This is a genomic window from Aeromonas sp. TS_SC_11 (assembly GCF_057318915.1).
In genome coordinates, this window is sequence record NZ_CM170470.1 from 936,353 (window position 1) to 950,000 (window position 13,648).

10 protein-coding genes and 2 rRNA genes (1 of these 12 only partly in view) are annotated in these 13,648 nt (G+C 57.9%); 7 read left to right on the forward strand and 5 right to left on the reverse strand.

What is annotated here, in order from left to right:
- Positions 1–85: 85 nt before the first annotated feature.
- The 3 genes from dut (at position 86) to AC1P02_RS04485 (ending at position 2,196) form a co-directional block, all read left to right on the forward strand.
- On the forward strand, positions 86–544 hold the full coding sequence (gene dut, locus AC1P02_RS04475) for a dUTP diphosphatase (RefSeq protein WP_005321291.1): 459 nt from the start codon (positions 86–88) through the stop codon (positions 542–544).
- A gap of 68 nt (positions 545–612) precedes the next feature.
- Positions 613–1,209 (forward strand): nucleoid occlusion factor SlmA, encoded by a 597-nt coding sequence (slmA, locus tag AC1P02_RS04480; protein WP_005321293.1) that lies wholly within the window; start codon positions 613–615, stop codon positions 1,207–1,209.
- Between the two features lie 150 nt (positions 1,210–1,359).
- The gene (locus tag AC1P02_RS04485; protein WP_485184265.1) at positions 1,360–2,196 is read left to right on the forward strand and encodes a mechanosensitive ion channel domain-containing protein; all 837 of its coding nucleotides are present in this window, start codon (positions 1,360–1,362) and stop codon (positions 2,194–2,196) included.
- A 161-nt stretch (positions 2,197–2,357) separates the two neighbouring features.
- Here AC1P02_RS04485 and AC1P02_RS04490 read toward each other — a convergent pair whose 3' ends face one another.
- Positions 2,358–2,546 carry a hypothetical protein gene (locus AC1P02_RS04490; protein ID WP_034524411.1) on the reverse strand — a complete coding sequence of 63 codons (189 nt, stop codon included), beginning with the start codon at positions 2,544–2,546 and terminating at the stop codon, positions 2,358–2,360.
- Positions 2,547–2,968: 422 nt separating this feature from the next.
- Between AC1P02_RS04490 and pgi the strand changes: the two genes are divergently transcribed.
- Positions 2,969–4,618 carry a glucose-6-phosphate isomerase gene (gene pgi, locus AC1P02_RS04495; RefSeq protein WP_485184267.1) on the forward strand — a complete coding sequence of 550 codons (1,650 nt, stop codon included), beginning with the start codon at positions 2,969–2,971 and terminating at the stop codon, positions 4,616–4,618.
- A 159-nt stretch (positions 4,619–4,777) separates the two neighbouring features.
- Here the strand turns inward: pgi and ilvC are convergent, their stop codons facing one another.
- Positions 4,778–6,259 (reverse strand): ketol-acid reductoisomerase, encoded by a 1,482-nt coding sequence (gene ilvC, locus AC1P02_RS04500; RefSeq protein ID WP_485184269.1) that lies wholly within the window; start codon positions 6,257–6,259, stop codon positions 4,778–4,780.
- Positions 6,260–6,447: 188 nt separating this feature from the next.
- Here ilvC and ilvY point away from each other — a divergent pair, with 188 nt between their 5' ends.
- Entirely contained in the window at positions 6,448–7,341 is an 894-nt protein-coding gene (gene ilvY / locus AC1P02_RS04505) for an HTH-type transcriptional activator IlvY (protein ID WP_005321302.1), read from the forward strand.
- Here ilvY and AC1P02_RS04510 read toward each other — a convergent pair.
- Positions 7,330–8,202 (reverse strand): substrate-binding periplasmic protein, encoded by an 873-nt coding sequence (locus AC1P02_RS04510; RefSeq protein ID WP_234578110.1) that lies wholly within the window; start codon positions 8,200–8,202, stop codon positions 7,330–7,332. The two genes, ilvY and AC1P02_RS04510, sit on opposite strands and share 12 nt — an antisense overlap.
- Positions 8,203–8,374: 172 nt before the next feature.
- On the opposite strand from AC1P02_RS04510, the gene AC1P02_RS04515 reads away from it, so the two are divergent.
- Together AC1P02_RS04515 and AC1P02_RS04520 are read left to right on the forward strand one after the other, a co-directional pair.
- On the forward strand, positions 8,375–8,566 hold the full coding sequence (locus tag AC1P02_RS04515; RefSeq protein WP_234578107.1) for a hypothetical protein: 192 nt from the start codon (positions 8,375–8,377) through the stop codon (positions 8,564–8,566).
- A gap of 91 nt (positions 8,567–8,657) precedes the next feature.
- Positions 8,658–11,228, forward strand: coding sequence for a bifunctional acetate--CoA ligase family protein/GNAT family N-acetyltransferase (locus AC1P02_RS04520; protein WP_485184272.1), 2,571 nt, complete (start codon positions 8,658–8,660; stop codon positions 11,226–11,228).
- Between the two features lie 87 nt (positions 11,229–11,315).
- Here AC1P02_RS04520 and rrf read toward each other — a convergent pair.
- Together rrf and AC1P02_RS04530 are read right to left on the reverse strand one after the other, a co-directional pair.
- Positions 11,316–11,430, reverse strand: a 5S ribosomal RNA gene (gene rrf, locus AC1P02_RS04525).
- Between the two features lie 122 nt (positions 11,431–11,552).
- A 23S ribosomal RNA gene (locus AC1P02_RS04530) occupies positions 11,553–13,648 on the reverse strand (it continues 794 nt past the right edge of the window).

Sequence of the window (13,648 nt, forward strand, 5' to 3'; positions counted from 1 at the left end):
TGAGCAACGATCAATTCATGACTGCCCGGACTGTACCGAATATTCCGGGTGTCCACACAAGAACCCATTGAAAAACGAACGATTCATGACAACACAAATTGAGCTGAAAATTCTGGATGCCCGCATCGGCACCGAGTACCCGCTGCCCGCTTACGCCACACCGGGCTCTGCCGGTATGGACCTCCGTGCGCTGCTGGATGCGCCCATCACGCTGGCACCAGGCGACACCATTCTGGTACCGACCGGTCTGGCCATCCACATTCAGGATCCCGGCTTGTGCGCCACCATTTTGCCCCGCTCCGGCCTCGGCCATAAGCACGGCATAGTGCTGGGCAACCTGGTGGGCCTCATCGATTCCGATTACCAAGGCCAGCTGATGGTTTCGGTCTGGAATCGTGGCAACGACAGTTTCACCATGCAACCCGGTGAACGCATCGCCCAACTGGTGATAATGCCGGTGGTGCAGGCCAGCTTCCAACTGGTCGATGAGTTCAATCAAAGTGAACGGGGTGAAGGCGGTTTTGGTTCTTCTGGTCGCCAATAACAGACCACACAAGCCCCCGGGCCTGTGCCTAATAACAGAATCAAGCCATTGTTTTTTTAGGGGAATCCATGGCAAGCAGTAATCAGAAACAGAGTCGGCGCGATCAGATCCTGCAAGCACTCGCCCATATGCTGGAGACCAGTCCTGGCCAGCGTATCACCACGGCACGTCTGGCGGCCGAGGTGGGTGTCTCTGAGGCCGCCCTCTATCGACATTTTCCCAGCAAGGCGCGGATGTTCGAGGGACTGATCGACTTTATCGAGGATTCCCTGCTGTCACGGGTCAACCTGATCATGGCCGAAGAGAAGGACACCATGGCCCGCTGCCATCATATCCTTCAGCTGCTGCTGGTGTTCGCCGAGCGCAATCCCGGCATCACCCGCATCCTCAACGGCGACGCCCTGCTGGGTGAGCACGATCGACTGCGGGATCGCATCAGCATCCTGTTCGACAAGCTGGAAACCCAGATCAAGCAGGTGTTGCGGGAAAAACGGCTGCGGGAAGGTCAGGGCTTCCAGCTCGACGAGACCATGCTCGCCAATCTGCTGCTGGCCTATACCGAGGGACGCATCAGTCAGTTTGTCCGCTCCGAGTTCAAACTCAAGCCCACCGCCGGCTTCGAAGATCAGTGGCTCTTCATCCGCAGCCAACTGCTGCAAAGCTGACGCCATTCGGGTGGATACACAAAGGGAGGCCTTGGCCTCCCTTGTTTTTTATGGCAAAAAATGGAAGGGAGCACCAGATGCGACCCAAACTGTCGCATGCCAGTGTTAGATTCATGTGTCATAAACCTTTACTGCCTGACAGGACATCCTATGGAACCCGAAATCATCACAGAAGCGCAGACCTGGCTGGTCAATAATCAGGGCCTGCTGATCGAGTATGCCGTCAATATTGCGGCCGCCCTGATCACCCTGCTGGTCGGTTACATCGCCGCCAACCTTCTCAGCAATGGCGTGATCAAGGTGATGCATGCTCGCAAGCTGGATGCCACAGTGACGCATTTCGTTGGCAGCATCCTCAAGTACACCATTCTGGTGTTCGTGGTGATTGCAGCCATGGGTCGAGTCGGGGTGCAAACCGCCTCCTTCGTCGCCATTATCGGTGCCGCCGGTCTGGCCATAGGTCTGGCACTGCAAGGCTCGCTCTCCAACTTCGCCGCCGGTTTCCTGCTGATCATCTTCCGCCCCATCAAGGCCGGTGAGTTTATCGAAGTGGCGGGCACTGCGGGTGTGGTGCAGTCCGTTCAGCTGTTTACCACTACCCTCACCTCGGGTGACAACAAGATGGTAGTGGTACCCAACTCCGCCATCCTCAACGGCACCATAGTCAACTACTCGCGCATGGACACCCGCCGCGTCGACATGACCTTCGGTATCGGCTACGGTTCTGACCTACGCAAGGCCAAACAGCTCCTCGAGCGCCTGGTGAGTGAAGAGCCGCGCATTCTGAAGGAACAGGCAGCCACCATAGCCGTTGCCGCCCTGGCCGACTCCTCGGTCAATATCGTAGTGCGTCCCTGGGTCAAGACTGCCGATTACTGGGGCGTCTGGTTCGACTTCCACGAAAAGGTGAAGCTGACCTTTGATGCCGAAGGCATCGAGATCCCCTTCCCGCAGATGGTCATGCACATGCAAAAGCCCCAGGCCTGATACCTGCGCAGACGATCACGACAATGCCAGCCCTGAGGCTGGCATTGTCGTTTCTGAAACCCAGGTCGTGCCGCAAGGCATAAAGACTCGACCCGCAGCTCACCTTGCATCATGGGGTCGAAAAACTGTCAATCCGGGCAGCTAGGTTGGCTTGCCCATCTTCATACCAGTCGACGAGCGACCCGGTTAAGCAGTGGCTGCACCAGCGCATAGCCCCCCAGCACGGCCCCGATCACGGCCAACACCCGAATCTCGAGAGTCGGCGCGGCGGCGGTCAGCGCCAGGGTCAGCAGGCCGATGAGGCCGGTGGCGATCAGGCTCAGGGCAAACAGGGATAAAACATGTTTCATATCGATCTCCTCATTCCAGACAGTGGCCATCCCTGGGAGATCTCGTCCATTCGGTGCACATACTAGCCAACGCCCAACCCCGACAAGTTGCGTTTGCTCATAAAACGAGCCGAAAAACGGCTGTCAGATACCTCTTTAGCTGTAATACAAACTTGCCAGGCAGGCAGCCATAGATGAAAGCCCTTTCAACCCGGGCAAGCCGAGTGAAGTATGAGCAAACTCAAGATCCCCTGGTCATGAGTGACTCATAATCGCAGCGTTTTGGTTGTAAACTCCTTCGATGGCAGACAATTGGTAAAGCTCTGTTACACGGGCCGCGCCATGGCCTCGGTATAATGGGCCCGGTATAGTGCTCGAATAATAAGGTTTGGCGGGAGCCTTGCCTGCAAGGTTCAAACACAACTTGGAAGATCGGTAATCCTATGAAAAATATCAATCCAACCCAGACCCAGGCCTGGCAGGCGCTGGAAGCCCATTTTGCAGCTAACAAAGAGACTCGACTCAAGGATCTGTTCGCGCAGGACCCGAAGCGCTTCGACAAGTTCTCCCTCACCTTTGGCGGCGACATTCTGGTCGACTACTCCAAGAACCTGATCACCGAGGAAACCCTCAAATTGCTGGTTGATCTGGCCAAAGAGACCGATCTTCGCAGCGCGATCGATGCCATGTTCAATGGCGACAAGATCAACATGACCGAAGGGCGCTCCGTACTGCACGTGGCCCTGCGCAACCGCTCCGACCGCCCCATCGAGTGCGACGGCAAGGATGTGATGCCGGAAGTGAACGCCGTGCTGGCCAAGATGAAGGGCTTCTGCGAGAAAATCATCTCAGGCGAGTGGAAAGGCTACACCGGCAAGGCGATCCAGCACGTGGTCAACATAGGTATCGGTGGCTCTGATCTGGGCCCTGTGATGATCACAGAGGCACTGCGCCCCTACAAAAACCACCTGCAGATGCACTTCGTCTCCAACGTCGATGGCACCCACATCGCCGAGACGCTCAAAGAGATTGATGCGGAAACCACCCTGTTCCTGGTGGCCTCCAAGACCTTCACCACTCAGGAGACCATGACCAACGCCCTGACCGCCCGCGACTGGTTCATCAAGATCGCCGGTGACAAGGCCCACGTGGCCAAGCACTTCGCCGCGCTCTCAACCAACGGCAAGGCCGTGGCTGAGTTCGGTATCGACACTGACAACATGTTCGAGTTCTGGGACTGGGTTGGCGGCCGCTACTCCTCCTGGTCTGCCATCGGCATGCCTATCGCCCTGTCCGTCGGTTTCGAAAACTTCGAAGCCCTGCTGCAAGGCGCCTTCGAGATGGACATGCACTTCGCCACTGCCTCCTATGAGCAGAACGTGCCTGTGCTGCTGGCGATGATTGGCCTGTGGTACAACAACTTCCATGGTGCCGAGTCCGAAGCCATTCTGCCGTACGATCAGTACATGCACCGCTTCCCTGCTTACTTCCAGCAGGGCAACATGGAGTCCAACGGCAAATACGTGGATCGCAACGGCAAGCCGGTTGACTACCAGACTGGCCCCATCATCTGGGGTGAGCCGGGCACCAACGGCCAGCACGCCTTCTACCAGCTGATCCACCAGGGCACCAAGCTGATCCCCTGTGACTTCCTGGCACCGGCCATCAGCCACAACCCGATCGGTGACCACCATCCGAAACTGCTGGCCAACTTCTTTGCCCAGACCGAAGCACTGGCTTTCGGCAAGAGCAAAGAACAGGTTGAAGCCGAGTTCCTGGCTGCTGGCAAAACCCTGGAGCAGGTCAAGGATCTGGTACCGTTCAAGGTGTTCGAAGGCAACCGCCCGACCAACAGCATACTGTTCAAGAGCCTGACCCCGAAAACTCTGGGTGCTCTGATCGCTATGTACGAGCACAAGATCTTCGTACAGGGCGCAATCTGGAACATCTTCAGCTTCGACCAGTGGGGCGTGGAGCTGGGCAAACAGCTGGCCAACAAGATCCTGCCGGAGCTCAACACCGATGCGGCTGTCACCAGCCACGACTGCTCCACCAACGGTCTGATCAACACCTGGAAAGCGTGGAAAGCCTGATTTAGCCGGCCTTTCTGAATGCAAAAGCCCCGCTCGATGAGCGGGGCTTTTTTATGGCGGGTCGGGCTGGTTTTTCTGGCTGACCGTTCGGGTGTCCAGTCCGACCGGCGACGGGGATCGTCATCCCCGCCCCTTCATCACATCCTGCCTGATGCAGGCTTAACCGCCGACGGCGATGCGCTTCATGTCTTTCATATAACCACGCAGTACCTGACCGATCTTCTCGATCGGGTGGTTGCGGGTCGCCTCGTTGGCTGCCAGCAGCGCCAGGTTGTCGACGTTCTGCCCTTCGGCCTTGCTGGCACCCAAGTCGCCAGCCTTCAGGGTCGGCATGAAGTGCTCGCGCAGCAAGGGCACAGCAGCGTTGGCGAAAAGATAGTTGCCGTACTCGGCGGTGTCTGAGATGACCACGTTCATCTCGTACAGACGCTTGCGAGCAACTGTGTTGGCGATCAGCGGCAACTCGTGCAGGGATTCGTAGTAGGCAGACTCCTCGTAGATACCGGAAGCTACCATGGTCTCGAACGCCAGCTCGACACCCGCCTTGACCATGGCCACCATCACCACGCCATTGTCGAAATACTCCTGCTCGGCAATTTTGCCAGTGAACGCAGGAGCGTTCTCGAAGGCAGATTTGCCGGTCTCTTCACGCCAGGTGAAAAGTTTGACGTCATCTTCAGCCCAGTCGGCCATCATGCCACGGGAGAACTCACCGGCGATGATGTCGTCCATGTGCTTCTCGAACAGCGGGCGCATCAGGGTGCGCAGTTGCTCGGAGAGCTCGAAGGCACGCAGTTTGGCCGGATTGGAGAGGCGGTCCATCATCAGGCTGATGCCACCCTGCTTCAGGGCTTCGGTGATGGTTTCCCAGCCGAACTGGATCAGCTTGCCGGCGTAGGCCGGGTCTGTCCCTTCGGCAACCAGCTTGTCGTAGCAGAGCAGGGAACCGGCCTGCAGCATGCCGCAGAGGATGGTCTGCTCGCCCATCAGGTCGGATTTCACTTCCGCGACGAAGGAGGATTCCAGTACGCCGGCACGGTCGCCGCCGGTAGCTGAAGCCCACGCCTTGGCGATGGCCATGCCTTCACCCTTGGGATCGTTCTCCGGGTGGACGGCGAGCAGGGTCGGCACACCGAAACCGCGCTTGTACTCTTCACGCACTTCGGTTCCCGGGCACTTGGGCGCAACCATGACAACAGTGATGTCGGCGCGGATCTGCTGACCCTCTTCCACCACGTTGAAGCCGTGGGAGTAGCCCAGCGCGGCGCCCTGTTTCATCAGCGGCATCACGGTTTTCACCACGTCGGAGTGCTGCTTGTCCGGAGTCAGGTTCAACACCAGATCTGCGGTCGGGATCAGCTCTTCATAGGTGCCAACCGCGAAGCCGTTGTCGGTAGCCTTCAGCCAGGAGGCGCGCTTCTCGGTGATGGCGGCCTTGCGCAGGGCGTAGGAGATATCCAGCCCGGAGTCGCGCATGTTCAGACCCTGGTTCAGACCCTGGGCACCACAGCCCACAATCACCACCTTCTTGCCCTTCAGCACGTCGCAACCGTCGGCAAATTCCGCCCGCTGCATGAAACGACATTTGCCCAGCTGGGCCAACTGCTGACGCAGGTTCAAGGTGTTGAAATAGTTAGCCATGGTGATTGCTCCGTTCGATTGATTCCATGCCGGATAACGGCGTTGTCTGAACCACTATAGCGCGGGACACTCATTGCCTGAACTGATATATTCGAAACAGTATGTTGCAGGAATTGAAAGATGATTCTGCGCAATCTCAAGCTGTTTCTCCCCCACGTCAGCAAACCCGCCGCCGCAGGAATTAAACGATGGACCTTCGCAATCTCGAGCTGTTTCTCCACCTCGCCGACTCCCTTCACTTCGGCAAGAGTGCCGATGCCATGGCGGTCAGCCCCTCCACCCTGAGCCGCGCCATTCAGCGACTGGAGCAGGAGACCGGCTGCGTGCTGTTCGAGCGGGACAACCGCAGCGTGCGACTCACCTCGGCGGGTGAGAAACTGCGGGAGTTTGGCGGCAGCCTGTTGCAGGAGTGGCGCCAGCTCAAGCAGGAGCTCAAACGCAGCGACGAACCGCTGCAGGGGCGGCTGCGGGTGTTCTGCTCGGTCACCGCCAGCTACTTTCTGCTGCCCGAAGTGCTGGAGCGCTTCCGCCGCCGCTACCCCCAACTGGAGATCAAGCTGGAGACCGGCGACCCGGCGCTGGCGGTGGACAAGATCCTGGCCGACGAGGCCGATCTCGCCATCGCCGCGCGGCCGGATGCGCTCTCCGCCAAGCTGGAATTTGCCAGCCTGCAGCAGGTGCCACTGGTATTCATTGCCCCCCGTACCGCACCGCAACAGAGCCAGTGGTTCTTGCAGGGTGAGCCGGACTGGGAGCGACTGCCGCTGATACTCTCCGAACAGGGTCTGGCACGAAAGCGCTGTGACCAGTGGTTTCGCAACAAGGGAATTGCCCCCAACATCTATGCCGAGGTTGCAGGCAACGAGGGCATAGTCGCCATGGTGGCGCTCGGTTTTGGCGTCGGGCTGGTGCCTGCCGCCGTGATCGATCACAGCCCCATGGGGGAGAAGGTGCGCATCGTCGAGCCCAGACCGGCGCTCAAGCCATTCGACGTCGGTATCGCAGTGCTCAAGAAGCGGCTGGAAGAGCCTCTTATCCGCGCCTTCTGGGATACGGCGCGCGGCCAAGGTTCACTGCGCTGACGGGGTGGCCGTGACCGGCGCATAGATTAGCGAGGGGTCAGCCATCATGATGCGGCTCCTGGCGGGCAGATCCGGGTTATGCAGCTCAAGCATGACCCGCTCGTCCAGCTTCAACCGACGAATCGTGCTGCCAAACTCCTTTTCAAAGATCTGATCAAAGGCACCGGACTGGCGAGCCCGCTGCAGCCCGAGCTCGATGCGCTGTGCCAGTTCGGGATATTGGGGGGAAACAAAGAACAGCAGCGCCAGCGGATAACGGAACACCAGATGGGGCTCGATTGCGAGCTCCGGATGCTGCTTTAGTTCATCCTCTATCTCGATGACGGAACGCAGAAAGCAGTCAAAACGCCGCTTGCTCAGCATGTTGAACAGCGCCTCGTAGAGATTGCCCACCGTTACCTTGAGGCCGTTGGCCTTGAGCAGGCGGGTATCGGGCCAGGATCTGTGCTGACCGATGGTAAGTCCGGCGCTATGCCAGTCCGCCAGCGACCCTATGCCGCTAAAGCGCCCCTCATCCCCCGGCCGGATGAGGCAGACCCGCCAGCCCAGCAACCCCTTCGCCAACGGAATATGGACCGCCAGCAGGGAACGCTCCCGCTCTTCATCAGGGGCAAAGACTCCTATCTGTACCAGGGCACCCTCCTGTAACGCCTTGACCGCCCGCCCCTGCTCCATTGGCGGACTCGCAATCAGCTGATAGGGACCATATTCAGGCACTGTGAGATCGAGCGACAACCGCAGCAAGCCCGCCACAGCCGGATTGGGGTGCTCCAACAACAGGTTCCAGGCCCGAATGTACGACTCGGCAGCCAGGGCACTCCCCGCAAACAGTGTTATGCACCACAGCCAAATCCTGATCATTGCGCCTCGTACCTCTGATCTTGATGCACTCACTATAACGCGTGAGCGCCCAGTTCTGATGCATGGACCCGCAGATGTGTGAGCGACTTGGTGTCAAATCTGACAATGGTCAGAGCAAGACCCAGGTCACAGACTAGGCTCGGTGTTCAACCTGAATGGAAAAAGCCTCGCCATGATGCGTCACCTGATCGAAATCAACAGCTCACAGCTGTTTGAAGAGTACCTGCAGAGTCTGGGAGTGCCACAAACCTTGCTGGATCACGAACAGGATATCTATCTGCAAGAGCGCCCGCTGGCGGCAGTGCGCCAAATTCAGGGCAAGATGAAGTTTTATCTGCGAGCCAGCGCCCTGGCCAAACAGTGATCCGCAACCGGTCACAGAATAGGCAATCAAAGCGTATTACACTGGCACCATCCGTCACCCTCGCCTCCGGGGGTCGCCATGAGGAGTGCCCATGAAACCAAACGGCCTGGATCGGCTCTTCAAACCCCACTCAATCGCCGTCATCGGTGCCTCGACCGACCCGCAGAAAGCGGGTCACGTGGTGATCAGGCACCTGCTGGCGGGCCAGTTCAAGGGCCCCATACTGCCGGTCAGCACCCATAACAAAGCCATCGCCGGAGTGCTGGCTTATCCCGACATTGCCAGCCTGCCACTCTCCCCCGATCTCGCCATCATCTGCACCAAACGCGAACGGGTACTGTCGCTCATCGAAGCGCTCGGCAAAAAAGGGGCCGGGGCCGCCATCATACTGGCCGCCGATTTTTCCCAGGAAGAGAGAGAACAGTTGCAGCGCCTGAGCAGCCAATATGGCATTCGCCTGCTTGGCCCCAACAGCATGGGCATGTTACTGCCAGCACAGGGCATCAACGCCAGTTTCTCCCCCATCGCCGCCAAACCTGGGCAGGTTGCCTTTGTCTCCCAGTCGGCGGCCGTCAGCACGACCATACTGGATTGGGCCAAACAGCATGAGCTGGGCTTTTCCGCCTTTATCTCCCTCGGCGATCACTGTGACATCGACTTCGGCCAGCTGCTGGATCAGCTCTCTCGCGACGGCACCACTCGCGCCATCCTGCTCTATATGGACAAGTTGCACGACGCCCGCCACTTCCTCTCGGCAGCGCGGGCGGCTTCGCGCAACAAGCCAATACTGGTGCTCAAGAGCGGTCGCCACGATCCGGCCAAGGGGCTGGACAACGTCTACGATGCCGCCATCCGGCGAGCAGGTATGCTGCGGGTACGAGATACCCACGAGCTGTTTGCCGCGGTCGAAACCCTGAGCCATTCGCTGACCCTCAAGGGAGAACGGCTGGCCATCATCTCCAACGGCCGTGGACTGGCCAACATGGCGGTCGATGTGCTGCTTGAGCGGGGCGGAAAACTGGCTATGCCGCCAAAAGACATCGGCAGTGATGCCGATATCACCGCCTATCAGCAGGCACTCGATACCTTGCTGCAAGGGAATGAAGCAGATGCCATCCTGCTCATTCATGCGCCTTCCCTCACAGCACGCGGGGCCGAATTGGCGCGCAGTCTGATCGATTACCTCAGGCAGCATCCCAGAGCCAGGCGCTTCAATATCCTGACCAACTGGGCCGGGGAATACTCGGCACAGGAAGGACGCAAGCTCTTCATCGAGGCGGGCATTCCGACCTATCGCACTCCCGAAAGTGCAGTGGCCGCCTTCATGCATATGGTGGAATACCGTCGCAACCAGAAGCAGCTGATGGAAACACCCGCATCCCTGCAGGGGGACAAGCTCAATGTCGAACTCTGCCAACAACTGATCCGGCAGGCTCTGGAACGCAAGCAACTCACCCTCGATACCCATCTGGTGCAACCCATACTGCAAGCTGCCGGGCTCTCGACCCTGCCGACCTGGATTGTCTCCGACGCCATCGAAGCCACCCTGACGGCTGAACAGATCGGCTATCCGGTAGCAGTAAAATTGCGCTCGCCGGACATTGCCCACAAGTCTGCGGTACACGGCGTCATGCTGAACCTGCGCACTTCTGCCGAGGTCGCGCAGGCGGCAGATGCCATTCTGGATCGGGTCAGACAGCACGATGCCGGGGCCCGCATCGAAGGCTTGCTGGTGCAGCGCATGGCACGCCGCAGCGGAGGGCTGGAACTGAGGATCCGCCTGCAACAGGATCCCGTCTTCGGTCCTGTCATCCTGCTCGGCGAGTCGGGAGCAGAACCCCCGGAGATGGTCGCCGCACTCCCGCCACTGAACCAGGCTCTCGCGCGCTACCAGGTCATCGGCGCCCTCAAGAGCCGCAAGATCCGCGAGCAGGCCACCCCCGAAAGACTCGATATCGATGCGCTTGGTCAGGTGTTGTGCCAGCTATCGGAACTGCTGCTGGCGTTTCCCGAGATCCAGGAGCTGGACCTGCATCCATTGCAAGCATGCGGGGCCGAGATGGTGATTCTGGATGCCAGCCTGACACTGATGCCGATGACACAGCAGCGTTGCCCCTTGGCGATACGCCCCTATCCCACCGAGCTGGAAGAAGGGGCCTGGCTCAAGGACCAGAGCCATGTGCTACTCCGACCGATCCGGCCGGAGGATGAACCCGCTCACAAAGAGTTTGTGCTCAAGGTCTCCGATGAAGATAGGTACAAACGCTTCTTTGCTGACGTGGGAGAACTGGGCCACGAAGAGCTCGCTCGTATGACCCAGATTGACTACGATAGGGAGATGGCCTTCGTCGCGGTAGGACAGGACGGGGCCTTCAGTCAGCAAATTCTGGGGGTGGTGCGAGCCATTTCAAACCCGGATCAGTCCGATGCGGAGTTTGCCATTCTGGTGCGATCCGACCTAAAGGGGCTGGGGCTCGGCAAGTTGATGATGGAGAAAATCGTACGTTACGCCAGAGAGAGAGGGATTGGCCAGCTATCCGGCATGACCATGCCCAGCAATCGCGGCATGATCAATCTGGCCAAACGTCTTGGTTTCAAGATCGATATCCAGCTGGAAGATGGGGTGGTCAATATGGAGTTGCCCTGTGCGGAGAGAGCCTAAGGGGCATAGCGCAGAGGACACCGCAGGAATGATAAATTTCAGGCAATAAAAAACCCCGCTCGATGAGCGGGGTTTTTCGTGTTGGGTGCCTGGCAGTGTCCTACTCTCGCATGGCGAATGCCACACTACCATCGGCGCTACCGCGTTTCACTTCTGAGTTCGGCATGGGATCAGGTGGTTCCACGGCGCTATGGCCGCCAGGCAAATTCTTCAATCCAGAAAGCTGACGTGAATAACGATTTGCCTATTGGCTGGTCGCTATCACTGAATTAGGTAGTAGTTCTTCGATTTGCTACAAGCCTTAGAACACTTCTTGGGTGTTGTATGGTTAAGCCTCACGGGTAATTAGTATGGGTTAGCTCAACACGTCGCCGCGCTTACACACCCCACCTATCAACGTTGTGGTCTCCAACGGCCCTTTAGGACCCTCAAGGGGTCAGGGATGACTCATCTCAGGGCTCGCTTCCCGCTTAGATGCTTTCAGCGGTTATCGATTCCGAACTTAGCTACCGGGCAGTGCCACTGGCGTGACAACCCGAACACCAGAGGTTCGTTCACTCCGGTCCTCTCGTACTAGGAGCAACTCCCTTCAATCATCCAACGCCCACGGCAGATAGGGACCGAACTGTCTCACGACGTTCTGAACCCAGCTCGCGTACCACTTTAAATGGCGAACAGCCATACCCTTGGGACCGACTTCAGCCCCAGGATGTGATGAGCCGACATCGAGGTGCCAAACACCGCCGTCGATATGAACTCTTGGGCGGTATCAGCCTGTTATCCCCGGAGTACCTTTTATCCGTTGAGCGATGGCCCTTCCATTCAGAACCACCGGATCACTATGACCTACTTTCGTACCTGCTCGACCTGTCCGTCTCGCAGTTAAGCTGGCTTATGCCATTGCACTAACCTCCTGATGTCCGACCAGGATTAGCCAACCTTCGTGCTCCTCCGTTACTCTTTGGGAGGAGACCGCCCCAGTCAAACTACCCACCAGGCACTGTCCGCGAGCCCGATTCAGGGCCCTGCGTTAGAACATCAAACATACAAGGGTGGTATTTCAAGGACGGCTCCAGCGCAACTGGCGTCACGCCTTCAAAGCCTCCCACCTATCCTACACATGTAGGTTCAATGTTCAGTGCCAAGCTGTAGTAAAGGTTCACGGGGTCTTTCCGTCTAGCCGCGGGTACACCGCATCTTCACGGCGAATTCGATTTCACTGAGTCTCGGGTGGAGACAGCATGGCCATGGTTACACCATTCGTGCAGGTCGGAACTTACCCGACAAGGAATTTCGCTACCTTAGGACCGTTATAGTTACGGCCGCCGTTTACCGGGGCTTCGATCAAGAGCTTCGCTTGCGCTAACCCCATCAATTAACCTTCCGGCACCGGGCAGGTGTCACACCCTATACGTCCACTTTCGTGTTTGCAGAGTGCTGTGTTTTTGATAAACAGTCCCAGCCATCTGGTCACTGCGACTCCCAACTGCTCCATCCGCAAGGGACTTCACTGTCAAGAGCGAACCTTCTCCCGAAGTTACGGTTCTATTTTGCCTAGTTCCTTCACCCGAGTTCTCTCAAGCGCCTTGGTATTCTCTACCCGACCACCTGTGTCGGTTTGGGGTACGATGACTTGTAATCTGAAGCTTAGAGGCTTTTCCTGGAAGCAGGGCATCAATGGCTTCACCACCGTAGTGGCTTCGTCTCGTGTCTCAGTGTTGTGTCTCCGGATTTGCCTAGAAACACCACCTACGCACTTTCACCAGGACAACCGTCGCCTGGCCCACCTAGCCTTCTCCGTCCCCCCATCGCAATTACAAGTCGTGCAGGAATATTAACCTGCTTCCCATCGATTACGCCTTTCGGCCTCACCTTAGGGGTCGACTCACCCTGCCCCGATTAACGTTGGACAGGAACCCTTGGTCTTCCGGCGAGGAGGCTTTTCACCCCCTTTATCGTTACTTACGTCAGCATTCGCACTTCTGATATCTCCAGCATACCTCTCGATACACCTTCGCAGACTTACAGAACGCTCCCCTACCACTCATACATAAGTATGAATCCGCGGCTTCGGTGCCTGGTTTGAGCCCCGTTACATCTTCCGCGCAGGCCGACTCGACTAGTGAGCTATTACGCTTTCTTTAAATGATGGCTGCTTCTAAGCCAACATCCTAGCTGTCTGAGCCTTCCCACATCGTTTCCCACTTAACCAGAACTTTGGGACCTTAGCCGGCGGTCTGGGTTGTTTCCCTCTTCACGACGGACGTTAGCACCCGCCGTGTGTCTCCCGGATATTACTTACTGGTATTCGGAGTTTGCATGGAGTTGGTAAGTCGGGATGACCCCCTAGTCCAAACAGTGCTCTACCCCCAGTAGTATTCGTCCGAGGCGCTACCTAAATAGCTTTCGGGGAGAACCAG